Source organism: Sphingomonas sp. Leaf17 (assembly GCF_001421505.1).
In the GTDB taxonomy this organism is placed as follows: Bacteria; Pseudomonadota; Alphaproteobacteria; order Sphingomonadales; family Sphingomonadaceae; genus Sphingomonas.
Window position 1 is genome coordinate 285693 of record NZ_LMKL01000001.1, and the last position, 17435, is coordinate 303127.

Below are 17435 nucleotides of genomic sequence, written 5' to 3' on the forward strand. Positions count from 1 at the left end.
TCCCCCGGCGGGGGAGGATGGGTGCCGCCGGTGGCGGTGCAAGGGGTAGGGTTCCGTGGCGTTCGGTCGCGGCCCCTCCCCCTCTCTCCCGGCAAGAGGCGGCGGAAAGACGACATGAAACACGCCGAAACTCCTGAAAACAAGATCGTCCGGGCGCTCCGCGTGGGCGAACAGGTTCGTCACGCGCTATCGGCGATCCTCGCGCGCGGCGATGTGCACGATCCTGTCTTGGCAACGCACATGGTCACCGTGACCGAAGTGCGGATGTCGCCCGACCTGCGTCATGCGACCGTCTTCGTGAAGCCGTTGCTCGGCACCGATGAAGAGAAGGTGCTGAAGGCGCTGCGCACCAACACCGCCTATCTTCAGCGCGAGGTCGCCCAGACGGTGCAGAACCGCTATGCCGCCAAGCTGAAGTTCCTTGCCGACGAAAGTTTCGACGAGGGCAGTCATATCGACCAGTTGCTCAGTTCGCCCAAGGTTGCGCGCGATCTTAGCTGATCCGGCCTATGATTTCCGTCCGGCGCTGACGTCGGACCTGCCGATGCTGCGGCGCTGGCTGGAAACGCCGGAGGTCGCGCGCTGGTGGGGCGATCCGGCGCATCAGGAAGATCTGTTGCGCGAGGATATGGCCGGCACCGCGATGACGATGCTGATCGTCAGCCATGACGACCGCCCCTTCGCCTTTGCCCAGCATTGCGACGTGCATGACTGGCCCGAGCCGCTGTATCACCACCTGCCGCCCGAAACGCGCGCGATCGACGCGATGATTGGTGAACCCGACATGCTGGGTCAGGGGCATGGCGCGAAGTTCCTGCGCGCGCTGGCCGACAACATGACGCGTGATGGCGCGAAGCTGATCGTCATCGACCCTGCGGTCGGCAATCACCGCGCGCGGCGGGCTTATGGCCGCGCGGGGTTCGAGGGCAATGCCCGGTTTCGTACGCGTGAAGGCACTGCCGTCATCATGCGGTTTTCCGGGCGACGTTGATTTGGGCCTCCGCGCGTGGAATCACCGCGCATGGCCAAACTGTATTTCTACTACGCGACGATGAACGCGGGCAAATCGACCAACCTGTTGCAGGCCGACTTCAACTATCGCGAGCGCGGTATGCGGACGATGCTGTTCACCGCCGCGATCGACGACCGGTTCGCGGCGGGGACGATCACGTCGCGCATCGGCCTGAGCGCGCCGGCAACGGCGTTCGATGTCGACACGGACATCCTCGGTTGCGTCGCGCAGGCGCACGCGGTCAATCCGCTGGCCTGTATTTTGGTCGACGAGGCACAATTCCTGAACGAAGCACAGGTCACGCAACTGGCGGCGATATGCGACCGGCTAGACGTTCCGGTACTCGCCTATGGCCTGCGCACCGATTTTCAGGGGCGGCTGTTCGGCGGCGCGGCGCGGCTCCTCGCGCTGGCGGATGAGATGATCGAGATGAAATCGGTCTGTCACTGTGGGCGCAAGGCGACGATGAACCTGCGCGTCGATGCCGGCGGCGCACCGGTGGCGGAAGGCGCGCAGACGGAGATTGGCGGCAACGATCGCTATGTCGCGCTGTGTCGCCGGCATTTTGCGGATGCGCTGGGGTAGAACAAGGCCCTCGCCCCCTTCGCAAACGCCGCCCTGACCGCTAGGCCGGTCGACATGCATGGATGGATCATTCTCGACAAGCCGCTGGGGCTGGGATCGACGCAAGGGGTGTCGGCGGTCAAGCGCGCGCTGCGATCGGGCGAATACGGCAAGTGGAAGGTCGGCCACGGCGGTACGCTGGACCCGCTGGCAACCGGCGTGCTGCCGATCGCGGTGGGCGAAGCGACCAAGCTGGCGGGCCGCATGCTCGACAGCGACAAGGTGTACGACTTCACGATCCGGTTCGGCGAGCAGACCGACACGCTGGACGCCGAGGGACCAGTGATCGCGACCAGCGCCGTGCGCCCGACGCTGGCGGCGGTGGAGGCGGTGCTGCCGCGTTTTACCGGACCGATATCGCAGGTGCCGCCGATCTATTCGGCGCTGAAGGTCGATGGCGCGCGGGCCTATGATCTGGCGCGTGCCGGTGCGGACGTGGTGCTGGCGAGCCGGAATGTGACGATTTACGCACTTCACTCCAAACTCCGTGCCGGGGAGGAATTGGAGGAGGTCACCCTGACCGCCCACGTTTCCAAGGGCACCTATATCCGTAGTCTCGCGCGCGACATCGCGCTCGCATTGGGTACGGTCGGTCACGTCACCATGTTACGGCGGACGAAGGCGGGGCCGTTCACGCTGGAACCGGCGATATCGCTGGACAAACTGGTCGAACTCGGGCAGGCGCGCGCCCTTGAACACATATTCCTGCCCTTGAGGGCGGGGCTGGACGACATCCCGGCTCTACCCCTCACCCCCGATCAGGCAGGGGCGCTCCGCCAGGGGCGCGTGCTGGCCGGGATTGCCATGAACGATGGCCTTCGCTTCGCGATGCTGGACGATGTCCCGGTGGCGCTGGTCGAGGTTCGGGACCGTTCGGTCTCCGTCGTGCGTGGCTTCAACATGACGATGTCGTAGGAACGAATATGACGATTACCGCAGAGCGCAAGACCGAACTCGTCAAGGAACACGCACGCATCGAGGGCGACACCGGTTCGCCCGAGGTGCAGGTTGCGATCCTGACCGAGCGGATCCGCAACCTGACCGAGCATTTCAAGGGCCACAAGAAGGACAACCACTCGCGTCGTGGTCTGCTCATGATGGTCAACAAGCGCCGGTCGCTGCTGGACTATCTCCGTCACAAGGACGGCCAGCGCTATCTCGATCTCATCGCGAAGCTTGGTCTTCGCAAGTAACGACAAACGGCTCCCTTCGGGGGGCCGTTTTGCTGTATACCCCTTTGAATCACCGCCCCCGCGCGGCGATGCAGACGGTCGGACCACAATTCGGTGATCCGACACGGGAGCGACAACTCGCTCCACACTGACGCGCGCCGGCTTAGCGCGCACATAGGCCCCGGTCCGCATCTGGCGACCGGAGTGAAGGAAATGATATGTTCGATACCCAGACCGTAAGCGCCCAGTGGGGCGGCAAGACGCTGACCCTCGAGACGGGCCGCGTCGCCCGCCAGGCCAATGGCGCGGTCCTTGCGACCCTTGGCGAAACCGTCGTGCTGTGCGCCGTCACGGCTGCCCGCACGGTCAAGGAAGGGCAGGATTTCTTCCCGCTCACCGTCCACTACCAGGAAAAGTTCTCGGCCTCGGGCCGCATCCCCGGTGGCTTCTTCAAGCGTGAGCGCGGCGCGACCGAAAAGGAGACGCTGACCAGCCGCCTGATCGACCGCCCGATCCGCCCGCTGTTCCCGGAAGGCTTCTATAACGAAGTCAACGTGATCTGCCAGGTGCTGAGCTATGACGGCGAGAACGAGCCGGACGTGCTGGCGATGGTCGCTGCCTCGGCCGCCCTCACCATCTCGGGCGTGCCGTTCATGGGTCCGATCGGCGCGGCGCGCGTCGGCTATGTCGATGGCGAGTACATCCTGAACCCGACGCTCGACGAAACCAAGTCGGGCGACCTCGACCTGGTCGTCGCCGCCACCGGCAACGCCGTGATGATGGTCGAGTCCGAAGCCAAGGAGCTGTCGGAAGAGATCATGCTGGGCGCGGTGCAGTTCGCACACAAGGCGTGCCGCGAGGCCGCCAACCTCATCATCGACCTGGCCGAGAAGGCCGCCAAGGAGCCTTGGGAAATGGCCGAGCAGGCCGACCTGTCGGCCGCCAAGGACAAGCTGAAGAAGCTGATCGGCAAGGACATCGCCGCCGCCTACAAGGTGACGGACAAGTCCAAGCGGTCGGACCTGCTGAACGCGGCCCGCACCAAGGGCAAGACCGCGTTCGCCGATGCGTCCCCGCAGGACCAGATGGCTGCGTCCAAGCTGATGAAGAAGCTGGAAGCCGAAATCGTCCGCGGCGCCATCCTGAAGGACGGCACCCGCATCGACGGCCGCACCACCACCCAGATCCGTCCGATCGAGGCGATGGTCCACTTCCTGCCGCGCACGCACGGCTCGGCGCTGTTCACGCGCGGTGAGACGCAGTCGATCTGCACGACCACGCTGGGCACGCGCGACGCGGAGCAGATGATCGACGGGCTGAACGGCCTGTCCTACGAAAACTTCATGCTGCACTATAACTTCCCGCCCTATTCGGTCGGTGAAGTCGGTCGCTTCGGCGCGCCGGGTCGTCGTGAAGTCGGCCACGGCAAGCTGGCATGGCGCGCGCTGCATCCGGTGCTGCCGTCGAAGGACGAGTTCCCGTACACGATCCGCGTTCTGTCGGACATCACCGAGAGCAACGGCTCGTCGTCGATGGCGACGGTCTGCGGCGGTTCGCTGTCGATGATGGATGCCGGCGTTCCGCTGAAGCGCCCCGTCTCGGGCATCGCGATGGGCCTGATCCTGGAGGGCAAGAACTTCGCGGTCCTGTCCGACATCCTGGGCGACGAGGATCACCTGGGCGACATGGACTTCAAGGTCGCCGGCACGTCCGAGGGCATCACCACGATGCAGATGGACATCAAGATCGCCGGCATCACCGAGGAGATCATGGGCAAGGCGCTGGCACAGGCCAAGGAAGGCCGCGCGCACATCCTGGGCGAAATGGCCAAGGCGCTGGGCGAGACCCGCAACGAGCTGTCGGCCCACGCACCGCGTATCGAGACGATGCAGATCGACAAGTCGAAGATCCGTGAAGTCATCGGCACTGGCGGCAAGGTGATCCGCGAGATCGTCGCGCAGACCGGCGCGAAGGTCGACATCGACGACGAGGGCCTCATCAAGATCAGCTCGTCGGACGGCGCGCAGATCGAAGCCGCGATGAAGTGGATCAAGGGCCTCGTCGAGGAAGCGGAAGTCGGCAAGGTCTATGACGGCAAGGTCGTCAATCTGGTCGATTTCGGCGCGTTCGTGAACTTCATGGGCGGCAAGGACGGTCTGGTCCACGTGTCAGAAATCCGCAACGAGCGGACCGAGAAGGTGTCGGACGTCCTGAGCGAGGGCCAGGAGGTCAAGGTCAAGGTTCTGGAAATCGACCCGCGCGGCAAGGTTCGCCTGTCGATGCGCGTCGTGAACCAGGAAACCGGCGAAGAGCTGGAAGACACCCGCCCTGCCCGCGAGGCCCGGACGGAGCGTCCGCGTCGCGACGGTGACGGCGGTCGTCCGCCGCGCAGCGAAGGCGGCCGTGACGGCGGTGGTCGTGATGGGGGCCGTGGCGGCGATCGCGACGGCGGTGGCCGTGGCCCGCGCCGTGACGGTGACGGCGGTCGTGGCCCGCGTCGCGACGGCGGCACTCGCCCGCCCCGCGCCGAAGGTGGCAAGGACGAAGGCGGTGCGCCCGAGTTCGCGCCGGCCTTCCTGACCGGCGATCGCGACTGATCGTTTCGGCCTTTGGCTAAACGACGAGGGGGGCCGGGAAACCGGCCCCCTTTTTCGTGGCCGCCGGCCGGCGATCGACGATACGCCGCGCCTTAACATTTGGTTCGCAGATCGCCTGCTACGGTGACGTCCATGCCGCAGGCCACCCCCGATCCGCACCGTGCGGCCCCGATGAAAACGGCCGGCAAGCTCGGTGTCGCGGTGCTGGTCTTCCTGACCATCATGTCGGGTGCGGTCCTGTTCCAGCGGTGGCAGGCCAGGGCCGTGATGGTCCTGCCGGGGGTGGAAACGTCCACCCGTTGCTCGATCTGGTTCATCGGCAGTTCGACGATCCATAAATGGCGCACGTTGCGGGCCGACATGCGGCCATGGGACGCGCACAACCGCGGCATTGACGGTGCAAGGATCCCCGACCTGACCAACGCGCTGGGCCACGAACCGCCCGCCCACAGGCCCGCCGCGATCGTTCTGTACGCCGGTGAAAACGACATCGCGCGCGGCAGCAGCAGCGAGAAGACGATCGCCGCTCTGAAAGATTTCCTGGCGGTGCGGACACCGGCGCTGCGGAGCGTGCCGATCCTGCTCATCGGCATGAAGCCAAGCCCGGGTCGCTGGGCCAATCGCCCCGAACAACTGGCCTTCAACCGCATGGCCCGCGATATCGTGGCCAGCACCCCCGGCATGGCATTCGTTGATCCCGCCCCGATGCTGCTCGTTTCGCAGCGGCCCGGACCGTTCTACGTCGCGGACGGGATCCATCTGAACGCCGCCGGCTATGCCCGGCTGGCGGCCGTCATCAGGCCGGCCTTGCAGCCCTTGCATGTTCCCCCGTGCCCGACGATGGACTGACGGTGACAGCCGGCACCTTCGTGGAGCGCAGCCCCGCCCGGATCGAGGGGTTGTCGACATGGCGGGCGATGCTCATGCTGATGGGCATCGTGTTCCACGCGACCTGCTGGCACGAAGGCCATCCCCTGTTCCAGGGCATCGTGCTTGCATCCTCCACCTTTCGGATGGGCTGCTTCTTCCTGATTTCGGGATTGCTCGGCGGCTATGCGCTTCGGCGGCGCGCGCCGCATGCGTGGTTGCGGCAGCGGATCGTTCGGATCGGCATACCGGCCCTGTTCGCCTATGCGACGATCACACCGATCATCGGCCTGTTGCTCGATGCCGCCCCGCCGACCGCCTTCATTCCCCGACCAATCCCGTTCGACTGGTATCATCTCTGGTTCCTGTTCGCGCTGGTCGCCTATGCGCCGCTGACGCTTCTTCTTCACCGGCTGGACCGGACGACCGGCATGGTCGCGGGAGTAGAACGGCTGTGTCGCATCCTGCCGGGTGCGCAAACATGGGTGTTGCTGGCGGTCGCCCTCGCCTCGCTCGTGCCGATGGTTCTGGTATCGTGGATGCTGGACCAGTGGACGTCGACGACCTATCGCGCGCCGCTGCTGCAACTGCGGCTGATCGCCGGCTACGCACCGGTCTATGGTTTCGGCTTCCTGCTCGCGCGATCCGCCCTGCTGCGCGACACGATGATCGGCCGGGTCACTGCACCGGTTGCGATCCTGATGCTGATCGCCGCCGCCTATATCTGGCAATTCGCCATCCTGCCGATGCCCGTGCGTGCGTGGACCAATGCCACGCTGGTGATCGGGGCCGCTTTTGGTCCGCCGGCCGCGGCATCGCTCATCCTGCGGTCGGCGCTGGCCATCCGGTCGGTTCCGCCGTTTGTGCAGAAGCTGGCCGATGCATCGTTCACGATGTACCTGCTGCACTACCCGATCATCGTGGCGATCAAGATCGCGCTGGTTTCGGCGACCCGCGATCCGGGGATCGCCTTCATGTGCGCGATTCCGGTCGCGGCGATCCTGTCCTATGCCGCGCATCGTCGCATTGTCCTGCGGTCGCCGCGTCTCGGCTTCCTGCTGAACGGCCGCGTGCTGGAACGGCGGCCCGCGCGCGACGACCTGTCCGGTGAACATGATGGCAGTGGGGGGCTTCTGTTGCCCGGTGCCCCCCGTACCGCTGGAACCGCTTCTGTTGCCCGGTTCGGCCCGACCGCGCTTTCGTCCGAAATAAACTAGACCGTTAGGTCCGGCTTATGCGGCGATTGCGAGTGCTTCGTTATCGTTAGCACTTGTGGTTTTGAGCCTTTAACGGGTTACTCAGCCCGGGCGAAAACAGCGCGTTTGAATACACGTCGATCCTGGTTCGACCCCGTCAGAACCCGCCTGAAAGACGCGTTTTGGTGGAGTCGCCGGGTACTGCCCCCGGGTCCGCTGCATCTATTGAACGCCGCACTTTATCGCCATAGCCGGGCGAACCCGGCGTAGCCGATATAGGGCGGGCACCGGGGAATGAAAAGCCCGCCTTTCACTCGCCACAAAGGTGGCCCATAGGTTAATGCATGTTGACCCAGCGTTCCCGTTACGGCCTTCGCGCCATGCTGTTCCTCGCCGAGGCACCCGCCGGCAGTCCGCCGATCCCGATGAACCGGATCGCGGCGGCCGCCAACGTGCCGCGCAAGTTTCTGGAACTGATCCTCGCCGACCTGCGCGAAGCCGGCCTGTTGCACAGCCATCGCGGCAAGATGGGAGGATATTGCCTCGCCCGGCCCACCCACCTCATTTCGCTGGGTGACATCATCCGGGTGATCGAAGGGCCGCTGGCGCTGGTCCCGTGCGTCAGTCGTACCGCCTATCGGGCGTGCGCCGACTGCAAGAGCGAGGCCGATTGCGCGATCCGCCACGCGATGATGCGGGTGCGCGACGAAACCGCGCGCATCCTTGACGGTACCAGCCTTGCGGACGCGACCGCGCGGGATCTGGCGGCGGCCTGACGCTCGCCGCCGTTGCCGCCCGCGTCCGCGTCAGACGCGGGGCCGCGCCTTCAACTCGTCGCGGATCTCGCGCAGGATCGCGATCTCGGCCGATTCCGGGGCGGGCGGTGCCAGTGGCGTCGCAGCTTCCTCCTCACGCTTCAGCCGCTGCGCCTCGCGCTCGATCAGCGCGCCGGCCTTGGTCACGCCGCGCACCAGCATGAAGATGATGAAGGCGACGATCAGGAAATTGACCGCCTGCGTCAGGAACGCGCCGTAACCGATCAGCGGCACCCCCGCCTTCTTCAGCGCCGCATAATCGGTCAGCGAACCCGCATAATTTGCTGGCACCGCGCCCATCCGCCAGAAATAACTGGAGAAATCCAGTCCACCAAAGATCTTGCCGATGATCGGCATCAGGATATCGTCGGTCAGCGACGTAACGATCTTGCCGAACGCCGCGCCGATGATGACGGCCACGGCCAGATCGAGCACGTTGCCGCGCATCACGAACGCGCGAAAATCCTTCATCATGGCGGCAAATCCCCTGTTGCACCCCGGTCGTGTCGACGATGCTAGCGATGGATTTCCGCTTCGCCAAGACCGGCGACTGTCCTATATGGGTAGGACAGACTTTCGAGAGGGCTTGTCCATGCTTCGTGCCGCCACCGTACTCCGCCCGATCGCCGCGATCGCCTTTGCCGCGACGCTGGCCGGCTGCGGCATCAACAGCGTCCCGACCGCCGAGGAAACCGTTAAGGCGCGCTGGGCCGATGTGCAGAATGAATATCAGCGGCGTTCGGACCTGATCCCAAACCTCGTTTCGACCGTCAAGGCGGCGGGCGCGCAGGAAAAGAATATCCTGGTCGAGGTCACGCAGGCGCGCGCGTCGGCCAATGCGGTCCGCGTTTCGCCCGACGAACTGAGCGATCCGGCCAAGGTCCAGCAGTACGAACGCGCGCAGAACACCGTCACCATGTCGCTGCAACGGTTGCAGGAGGCGTATCCCGAGCTGAAATCGCAGGGCAACTACACCACGCTGATGTCGCAGCTGGAAGGGACCGAGAACCGGATCACCATAGCCCGGCGCGACTATAACGGCGCGGTGCAGGACTATAACACGACCATCCGTACCTTCCCGGCGGCGGTCGGTGCGAAGATCTTCTACGGGGCCAAGCCGATGACGCCGTTCCAGGCGACGACGCCGGGTGCCGAAACCGCGCCGACGGTCAATTTCGGCAACGCCAGCTGACCCGGGCGCACCTTATGCGAAGGATGATCCGGACGCTCGTCGCGCTCATGCTGCTGGTGATCGCGCCGGCCGTCATGGCGCAGACCTTCCCGCCGCTGACCGGGCGGGTCGTCGATGCGGCCAAATTGCTCAGTCCCGAACAGGTGCAACAGCTCGACCAGCTTTCGGCCAGCGTCGAGCAGGCGTCGTCGCGACAACTGGTGGTGGCGACGGTGCCCGATCTTCAGGGCTACACGATCGAGGATTACGGCTACAGGCTGGGTCGCGCGTGGAAGATCGGGCAGAAGGATGCAAACAACGGCGTCATCCTGCTGGTCGCGCCGACCGAGCGCAAGGTGCGGATCGAGGTCGGATACGGGCTGGAACCGATCATGACCGACGCGCTGTCGAGCGTCATCGTCAACCAGACGATCCTGCCGCGCTTCCGCGACAAGGACATGGCCGGCGGCATCGTCGCCGGCGCGCAGGCGATCGCCGAGCAACTGAAGCTGCCGCTTGAGGCCGCCGAGATCCGGGCGAAGCAGCAGACCCAGGTCGCGGCGAAGAAGCGCGAAAGGGGCGGCGACATCATGACGGCGGTGTTCTGGATCGTGGTCATCGCGTTCCTGATCCTGCCGATGATCTTCGCTCGCAAGGGCGGCCGGCGCTATCGTGGCGGCGGCGCGCCGGTCGTGCTGTGGGGACCGGGAATCGGCAGCGGCTGGGGCGGCGGTGGCGGCGGCGGATCGTCCTGGGGCGGCGGTGGCGGCTTCTCGGGCGGCGGCGGGTCGTTCGGCGGCGGCGGCGCATCGGGGGGATGGTAATGACGAACGCACTCGCCCCCGCCGATCACGCGGCCATCGCTGCGGCGGTCGCGCAGGCCGAAACCGGCACCAACGGCGAAATCGTGACGATCGCGACCGAGCGGTCGGACGCCTATCACGATGTCGCGCTACACTATGCGATTGCCGCGGTGCTGGCGACGACCACGCTGGCCGCGCTGTTCCCGGCGTGGATCGACCATCTGGTCGGGCTGGCGCGCGGCGGATGGGCGACCGAGCATGAACCGACGATCGGGTTCCTCGCGCTGCTGATCGTGCAGGCGGCGGTGTTCCTGCTGGTCCGCCTGCTGCTGTCGTGGATGCCGCTCAGGCTGGCGCTGACGCCGCGTGCGACCAAGGCACGGCGGGTGCGGCGGCGGGCGGTGCAGTATTTCAAAGTCGGCGCAGAGCGTCGGACCCAGGCGCGCGTCGGCATCCTCCTCTACGTCTCGCGCGACGAGCATGTCGCGGAGATCGTCGTCGATCAGGCGATCCACGCCGCCGTGCCGAACGCGGCATGGGGAGAGGCGATGGCGGCGCTGGTCGACCATTTACGCGACGGCCGCACCGCCGACGGCATGGTCGCCGCGATCGGCCGGATCGGCGGCGTACTGGCCGGGCAATTCCCCAAGACCGGCGACGACCTCAACGAACTGCCCGACAGGCTGATCGAACTATGACCGAGACGATGTGGGAGGGCCGCTTCCTCGCGATCCGCAAATCCGGCACCTGGGAATACGCAGAACGACCACACGGTATCGACGCGGCAGTCATTCTGGCGATCGACGACGGCCATGTCCTGCTGGTCGAGCAGTATCGCGTGCCGCTGGGCCGCGCCTGCCTCGAACTGCCCGCCGGGCTGATCGGCGACGAGATTGCCGGCGAGGCAATGGCGGTCGCGGCGGCACGCGAATTGGAAGAGGAAACCGGCTACCGCGCAGGCCGCATCGATTCGCTCGGGGTGTTCCATTCGTCGCCGGGCATGACGTCGGAATGTTTCACGCTGGTCCGCGCGTCGGGGCTGGAGCGGGTGAGCGATGGTGGCGGCGACGGGACCGAGAACATCACCGTCCACCGCGTGGCACTGGCCGATGTGCCGGCGTTCGTCGCGGCCAAGCGCGCGGAGGGCGTGGCGATCGACACCAAGATCCTGCTGCTGCTGGCGGGGACGATTCTGTAACGGACCATTGATGCTGCCACTGTCCCCCGGCGAAGGCCGGGGTCCAGTTGGGCGGGCGTCCAGTGGCACATGCCGTCCGTAGCAACCGCGACCGTGGCGACTGGACCCCGGCCTTCGCCGGGGAACGGTTCAGACCCGCTCGTTCAGCGCCATCGCCCCGTGCGGCGCACGGACCTTGGCACCGTTGATGAAGAACACGAACGCGTCGCGGGGGCGCTTCGGGGGATCGACGTCGACCACATAGGGCAGGTTAGCCGCACGTCCGCCGGTCGCCCATGTCCTCGCCGCGACCGCCCAACGGTCGAGCGCCACGTCGTCATAGCCGGTCGGAACCGCCTCCCGCGCGTTTTCCAGCCGGGCGTAGACGAAGTCGCCGGTCACGTCGGCGATTGCCGGATAGTCGGCCGAGTCCGCGTAGACGATTGCCACCCCGGCCGCGCGGGCCATGTCGACGAACGCCGGCACCGCAAAACTTTCATGCCGGACCTGCACCGCATGACGCAGCGCGATGCCACCTTCCGACGCGGGCAGCAGCTTCAGGAACGCGCCGAAATCATCGGCGTCGAACTTTTTTGTCGCCATGAACTGCCACAGGATCGGCCCCAGCTTGTCGCCAAGCTCGGTAATCCCCTGCCCCACGAACCGCGCGATCGACTCGCCCGCCTCGGCCAGCACCTTGCGGTTGGTGCAATAGCGCGATGCCTTCAGCGTGAAGACGAAATTGTCGGGCGCGGCGGCGGCCCAGCCGGCGAAGGTCGCCGGCTTGAACCCGCTGTAATAGGTGCCGTTCACCTCGATCGCGGTCACACGCGACGCGGCATACTCCAGCTCGCGCTTCTGCGGCCATTTCTCGGGATAGAAGGTGCCGCGCCACGGCTCATAGGTCCAGCCGCCGATGCCGACCCGGATTGCACCCTCCGACACGTTCAAACGTCCAGATTGGCGACGTTAAGCGCATTGTCCTGAATGAACTCGCGGCGCGGCTCGACCACTTCGCCCATCAGCTGGGTGAAGATCTCGTTGGCGCTGTCGGCATTCTCGGCGGTCACGCGCAGCATCGAACGGACGGCGGGGTCGAGCGTGGTTTCCCACAGCTGTTCCGCGTTCATCTCGCCCAACCCCTTGTACCGCTGGATCGCCAGCCCCTTGCGCCCCGCCGCCAGGATCGCGTCGAGCAACTGGCTCGGCCGCGTGACCAGCGTTTCGCCGCGCGTCAGCACGGTCGTCGTCGCGCCTTCCGCATCCTCGGTTTCCTCGACCGGTTGCGCGGCCGCCGACCTGGACGACACCAGCTTCGAGTTCAGGCCGAAGCTGGCGGTCTGCTCGCCGGCCAGCGTGTGCAGCTTGCGCGCCTCCGCCGACACCAGGAAATTGGCCTCGATGATGTGGTGGTCGGTGACGCCGCGCCAGAACCGCTGGAAGTGGATGCTGCCCTCCTCGGTCAGCTGCGACGACCAGCGCGCTTCCTCGTCCGCGACGTCGAGCCGGCGGGTCACCTCCTCGACACGCGCGGCGCGGGCCTCGCGGTCCGCCTGCGGATCGAGCGCGCCGCCGAGTGCCAGCGATTCGATGATCGTCGCGTCGTAGCGGCGCGGAACATAGCGCATCAGCGAGCGCATCCGCCGAGCATGGTCGACCAGATCGCGCAGATCCTTGCCCGATCGCGCGCCGCCCGACGATTCCAGCATCGTCGCCGACACGCCCGCATCGACCAGATACTCGTCGAGCGCGGCATCGTCCTTCAGATACACTTCCGACCGGCCGCGCGTCGCCTTGTACAGCGGCGGCTGGGCGATGTAGAGGTACCCGCCCTCGATGATCTTGGGCATGTGACGATAGAACAGCGTCAGCAGCAGCGTGCGGATATGCGCGCCGTCGACGTCTGCGTCGGTCATGATGACGATCTTGTGATAGCGCAGCTTGTCCGCGTTGAAATCGTCGCGGATGCCGGTGCCCATCGCGGTGATGAGCGTGCCGATCTCCTTGGACGACAGCATCCGGTCCTCACGCGCGCGCTCGGTATTCAGGATCTTGCCGCGCAGGGGAAGGATCGCCTGGAAATGGCGGTTGCGGCCCTGCTTGGCGGAACCGCCGGCGGAGTCACCCTCGACCAGAAACAGTTCGGACTTGGCGGGGTCGCGCTCCTGGCAATCGGCCAGCTTGCCGGGCAGGCTGGCGATATCCATCACGCCTTTACGGCGCGTCAGTTCGCGCGCGCGCTTGGCCGCCTCGCGTGCGGCGGCGGCGTCGATCACCTTCTGGATGATCGCCTTGCCGTGGCCGGGATTCTCCTCCAGCCAGTCGACCAGCTTGTCGGCCATCAGGCTTTCGAGCGGCTGGCGCACCTCGGACGAGACCAGCTTGTCCTTGGTCTGCGACGAGAATTTCGGGTCGGGCAGCTTGACCGATACGATCGCGGTCAGCCCCTCACGCATGTCGTCGCCGGTCAGCGACACCTTCTCCTTCTTCAACATGCCCGACTTCTCGGCATAGTTGTTCAGGGTGCGGGTCAGCGCCGCGCGGAACGCCGCCATGTGGGTGCCGCCGTCGCGCTGGGGGATGTTGTTGGTGAAGGCGAGGACGTTTTCGTAATAGCTGTCGTTCCATTGCAACGCGACATCCATCGTTACGTCGTCGCGCGTGCCCGAAATCGCGACCGGCTCCGGCATCAGCGGCGTGCGGGCGCGATCGAGATATTTCACGAACGCGGCGATGCCACCTTCGTAATACAGCTCGACCGTCTTCGATTCCTCATGCCGGGCGTCGGTCAGGAACAGGCGGACGCCCGAGTTCAGGAACGCCAGCTCGCGGTAGCGATGTTCCAGCTTGTCGAAATCGAACTCGGTGATCTTGAACGTGGCCGGCGACGGGAAAAAGGTAACGCGCGTGCCCTTCTGCCCCGGTGCCGACGGCCCCACCACCTTCAGCGGCGCGACCGCGTCGCCGAACGCGAAGCGCATGTAGTTTTCCTCGCCGTCGCGCCAGATCGTCAGGTCGAGCCATTCGCTGAGCGCGTTGACCACCGACACGCCGACGCCGTGCAGGCCGCCCGACACCTTGTAGGCATTGTCATCCGACGTATTCTCGAACTTGCCGCCCGCGTGCAGCTGGGTCATGATGACCTCGGCCGCGGACACGCCCTCCTCCTCGTGGATGCCGGTCGGGATGCCGCGCCCATTGTCGGTGACGCTGACCGATCCGTCGGCGTTCAGGACGATGTCGATCCGGTCGCAGTGCCCGGCCAGCGCCTCGTCGATCGCATTGTCGCTGACCTCGAACACCATGTGATGCAGGCCCGAGCCGTCGTCGGTGTCGCCGATATACATGCCGGGACGCTTGCGGACCGCGTCCAGGCCCTTCAGGACCTTGATCGAGGATGCGCCATATTCGTTGATATTGGGGTTGCTGCTGCTGTCGGGTTCCATGGCAAAGTCTATACGGTTCCGGTGCCCGAAACGGAAGCGAAATGGCGTTTGAGCACCAGCCACAGGCACGCTAGGCCTCAGCCATGACCGATACCCCAGACCTGCCGCCCCTGCCCTCGCCCGAACGGCTTCAGGCCCTGCTGTTCGATGCCGCGCGTGGGGGGCGTGACGACGTGATTCCGGCGTTGTTGCAAGCGGGCGTGGATATCGAGGCGCGGGATTCGCGCGGGTTTACCGCGCTGGTACTGGCCAGCTACAACGACCGACTGTCGACCACCGCGCTGCTGCTGGATGCGGGTGCCGCGCCGAACGGGACCGGAGAAGACCGGGTCAACACCGCGCTGATGGGCGTGGCGTTCAAGGGCTATGCCGACATCGCCCGCCTGCTGCTCGATCGCGGCGCGGATGTGAACCGGACGAATAGCGTGGGCCAGACCGCGCTGATGATGGCCGCGTTGTTCGGTCACAGGACGATCGTCGACCTGCTGATCGACCGTGGTGCCGATATCGACGCGACCGATGCCAGCGGCAACACCGCACGGACGGTCGCGCTGGCGCAGGGCAATGCGGCGATGGCCGAACGACTGGAGTGACGCCCCGTCGCTCGGCCCCGGTTACGCCTCAGTTGCGAAACCCGTCCGCCCGCTGGCCAAGCAGCGTCACCTCGACCCGGCGATTCAGGCGCATGCCCGCCGCCGTGGCGTTGGTCGCGACCGGATCGGCCTCGCCGTGGCCGACGACCGAGAAGCGGGCGCGGACCACGCCCATGTCGTCGAACGCCTGGCGCACGCTGGCCGCGCGCCGCTCGGACAGATCCTGGTTATGGGCGGCGGTGCCGCGCGAGTCGGTATAGCCGTCGATCGCCACGCGCACGCCGCCATTGGCGCGCAGATAGCCGGCCAGCGGGCGCAGCTTCTCGATCGCGCCGGGACGCAGCACCGCGCTGTCGGTGCGGAACAGCACGTCCTCCTGCAACGTCATCGTCGCACCGCGCGGGGTCTGGCGGAAGCCGTAGCCGCGCATCGCGCCGCGATCCCAGCCACCGCGCACCTCCTCGACCACCACGACACGATCGCGGCTGCCCCAGTCGAAGCGGTCGCGACGCGGGCCGGCGGCCTGGGCGAACGCCGCGTTGGCGGCATCCGCCTCGCGCCGGTTGATCCGGCCATCGCGGTTGAAGTCGAAATTGCGCAGCACGAACGCGCGACCACGGATCGTGCCGCGCAGTTCGGGGAACAGGGCCGGCACGCCCACGCCGATCAGCCGATAGGCCGCCCGATCCCCCGGCCGGCCGCCGGTCCAGTCGAGCGCGCGCTGCGCGGACGCGGGCGCGATCCCGACCAGCAGCGACGCGGCGGTTGCGGCAATGGTCACGACACGAAACTTACGCATGGAATTACTCCTGACATGGCCCCCGCCAATATGTTGGCTATGCAGCGATCCGATTGAACGGTGCGTGACCCGCGTCGACAGCGCAGGTTCAGCCGCCGACGACGATCCGCGTGGCATCGCGGCCGATCTGGTCGAACAGCGTGGCCTCGGTCCCGGTCATCCACACCTGGCCATGCCCCGCCAGCCGGTCGAACAGCGCGGCACGGCGGCCGGGATCGAGATGCGCCGCCACCTCGTCCAGCAGCAGGATCGGCGCCCGCCCCGTCCGCGCGGCGACCAGTTCGGCATGGGCCAGCACGATGCCGAGCAGCAGTGCCTTCTGTTCGCCGGTCGAGGCCAGTGCCGCCGGCTGCCCCTTGGCCCGGTGGACGACGGACAGATCGGCGCGGTGCGGCCCGGCAAGCGTGCGTCCCGCCGCCGCGTCGCGCGACCGCCCCTGCCGCAAGATATCGACCAATGTCGCCGCGTCGCCGCTCCCCCCCTCCAGCGTCAGGTCGGCACGCGGAAACACCCCGTCATCCTCGCCCGCCAGCCGGTCGACCAGCAACGCCACCGCGTCGCGTCGCGCCGCGTCGAGCGCCGCGCCATGCTCGGCCATCCGCGCCTCCAGCGCGGTCAGCCACGCATCGTCGGGCGGACCGTCATCGGCCAGCAGGCGGTTGCGCGCGCGCATCGCCGCCTCGTATCGCGTCGCGTGCAGGCCGTGGCCGGGCGACAGCGCCAGCGTGAGGCGGTCGAGGAACCGCCGCCGCCCGCCTGCCGGCTCGACGAACAGCCGGTCCATCGCCGGGGTCAGCCAGACGATGCTCAGCCATTCGGCCAGCACGTTGCCGGTCGCCGCCGCGCCGTTCACCCGCACCACCCGGCGCTCTGGCGCGGTCGCGACTGCGCCGGTGGCGATGTCGACCGCCGCATCGCCACCGTCCTCCAGCGTGGCCGCGACGCCGAACCCGCCCGCTCCGCCCTGCCGCGCCATGTCCGACAGGGCGACCCGGCGAAACCCGCGGCCCGGGGCGAGCAGCGACACGGCCTCCAATATGTTGGTCTTGCCCGCGCCGTTCGCGCCGGTCAGCACCACGAAGCCCGCCCCCGGCGACAGGGTCAGGTCGGCGTGATTGCGAAAATCGGTCAGGACCAGGCGGGTGAGCATCGCCAGCGCCTTA

General features: G+C 66.7%; 18 protein-coding genes, 1 other RNA gene and 1 pseudogene. 14 read left to right on the top strand and 6 right to left on the bottom strand.

Annotated elements, in window-relative coordinates; translation table 11 throughout:
• Positions 1–114 precede the first annotated feature (114 nt).
• From rbfA to ASE75_RS16125, 8 genes and pseudogenes are all read left to right on the top strand, one after another.
• On the top strand, positions 115–501 hold the full coding sequence (gene rbfA, locus ASE75_RS01380; RefSeq protein ID WP_055927704.1) for a 30S ribosome-binding factor RbfA: 387 nt from the start codon (positions 115–117) through the stop codon (positions 499–501).
• Positions 482–991, top strand: a complete 510-nt coding sequence (locus ASE75_RS01385; protein ID WP_200922288.1) for a GNAT family N-acetyltransferase — start codon at positions 482–484, stop codon at positions 989–991. The genes rbfA and ASE75_RS01385 overlap by 20 nt, the downstream gene beginning before the upstream one ends.
• Positions 992–1021: 30 nt before the next feature.
• Positions 1022–1597, top strand: coding sequence for a thymidine kinase (locus ASE75_RS01390; RefSeq protein WP_055927707.1), 576 nt, complete (start codon positions 1022–1024; stop codon positions 1595–1597).
• Positions 1598–1651: 54 nt separating this feature from the next.
• Entirely contained in the window at positions 1652–2551 is a 900-nt protein-coding gene (gene truB / locus ASE75_RS01395; protein ID WP_055927710.1) for a tRNA pseudouridine(55) synthase TruB, read from the top strand.
• Between the two features lie 8 nt (positions 2552–2559).
• Positions 2560–2829 carry a 30S ribosomal protein S15 gene (gene rpsO, locus ASE75_RS01400; protein WP_055927713.1) on the top strand — a complete coding sequence of 90 codons (270 nt, stop codon included), beginning with the start codon at positions 2560–2562 and terminating at the stop codon, positions 2827–2829.
• 197 nt (positions 2830–3026) lie between these two features.
• Positions 3027–5405: a polyribonucleotide nucleotidyltransferase gene (gene pnp / locus ASE75_RS01405; RefSeq protein WP_055927716.1), complete on the top strand. Its 2379-nt coding sequence runs from the start codon at positions 3027–3029 to the stop codon at positions 5403–5405.
• A 132-nt stretch (positions 5406–5537) separates the two neighbouring features.
• Positions 5538–6254, top strand: coding sequence for a GDSL-type esterase/lipase family protein (locus ASE75_RS01410; RefSeq protein WP_055927719.1), 717 nt, complete (start codon positions 5538–5540; stop codon positions 6252–6254).
• Positions 6255–6334: 80 nt separating this feature from the next.
• A pseudogene (locus ASE75_RS16125) lies at positions 6335–7228 on the top strand (acyltransferase family protein); the annotation flags it as partial.
• A gap of 203 nt (positions 7229–7431) precedes the next feature.
• Here ASE75_RS16125 and ssrA read toward each other — a convergent pair.
• Positions 7432–7773, bottom strand: a transfer-messenger RNA (tmRNA) gene (gene ssrA, locus ASE75_RS15005).
• Positions 7774–7812: 39 nt separating this feature from the next.
• Between ssrA and ASE75_RS01420 the strand changes: the two genes are divergently transcribed.
• Entirely contained in the window at positions 7813–8244 is a 432-nt protein-coding gene (locus ASE75_RS01420; RefSeq protein ID WP_055927725.1) for an RrF2 family transcriptional regulator, read from the top strand.
• A 30-nt stretch (positions 8245–8274) separates the two neighbouring features.
• Here ASE75_RS01420 and mscL read toward each other — a convergent pair whose 3' ends face one another.
• Entirely contained in the window at positions 8275–8757 is a 483-nt protein-coding gene (mscL, locus tag ASE75_RS01425; protein WP_055927728.1) for a large conductance mechanosensitive channel protein MscL, read from the bottom strand.
• Positions 8758–8875: 118 nt separating this feature from the next.
• Between mscL and ASE75_RS01430 the strand changes: the two genes are divergently transcribed.
• The 4 genes from ASE75_RS01430 to ASE75_RS01445 are packed head-to-tail and all read left to right on the top strand — an operon-like array spanning position 8876 to position 11455.
• Positions 8876–9475: a LemA family protein gene (locus ASE75_RS01430; RefSeq protein ID WP_055927731.1), complete on the top strand. Its 600-nt coding sequence runs from the start codon at positions 8876–8878 to the stop codon at positions 9473–9475.
• Between the two features lie 14 nt (positions 9476–9489).
• Positions 9490–10278 carry a TPM domain-containing protein gene (locus tag ASE75_RS01435; RefSeq protein ID WP_055927734.1) on the top strand — a complete coding sequence of 263 codons (789 nt, stop codon included), beginning with the start codon at positions 9490–9492 and terminating at the stop codon, positions 10276–10278.
• Positions 10272–10955, top strand: coding sequence for a TPM domain-containing protein (locus ASE75_RS01440; protein WP_082463727.1), 684 nt, complete (start codon positions 10272–10274; stop codon positions 10953–10955). Before ASE75_RS01435 ends, ASE75_RS01440 begins: the two co-directional genes overlap by 7 nt.
• Positions 10952–11455: an NUDIX hydrolase gene (locus ASE75_RS01445; protein ID WP_055927740.1), complete on the top strand. Its 504-nt coding sequence runs from the start codon at positions 10952–10954 to the stop codon at positions 11453–11455. The genes ASE75_RS01440 and ASE75_RS01445 overlap by 4 nt, the downstream gene beginning before the upstream one ends.
• Positions 11456–11584: 129 nt before the next feature.
• On the opposite strand, the gene ASE75_RS01450 is transcribed toward ASE75_RS01445, so the two are convergent.
• Entirely contained in the window at positions 11585–12379 is a 795-nt protein-coding gene (locus tag ASE75_RS01450; RefSeq protein ID WP_055929193.1) for a DUF72 domain-containing protein, read from the bottom strand.
• Positions 12380–12381: 2 nt separating this feature from the next.
• Complete coding sequence (gene gyrB, locus ASE75_RS01455; RefSeq protein WP_055927743.1) at positions 12382–14880, bottom strand: DNA topoisomerase (ATP-hydrolyzing) subunit B; 2499 nt, start codon at positions 14878–14880, stop codon at positions 12382–12384.
• A gap of 83 nt (positions 14881–14963) precedes the next feature.
• Between gyrB and ASE75_RS01460 the strand changes: the two genes are divergently transcribed.
• On the top strand, positions 14964–15473 hold the full coding sequence (locus ASE75_RS01460) for an ankyrin repeat domain-containing protein (RefSeq protein WP_055927746.1): 510 nt from the start codon (positions 14964–14966) through the stop codon (positions 15471–15473).
• Between the two features lie 28 nt (positions 15474–15501).
• On the opposite strand, the gene ASE75_RS01465 is transcribed toward ASE75_RS01460, so the two are convergent.
• The gene (locus tag ASE75_RS01465; RefSeq protein WP_055927749.1) at positions 15502–16272 is read right to left on the bottom strand and encodes an OmpA family protein; all 771 of its coding nucleotides are present in this window, start codon (positions 16270–16272) and stop codon (positions 15502–15504) included.
• Between the two features lie 88 nt (positions 16273–16360).
• Positions 16361–17422, bottom strand: coding sequence for a DNA replication/repair protein RecF (recF, locus tag ASE75_RS01470; RefSeq protein WP_055927752.1), 1062 nt, complete (start codon positions 17420–17422; stop codon positions 16361–16363).
• Positions 17423–17435 lie beyond the last annotated feature (13 nt).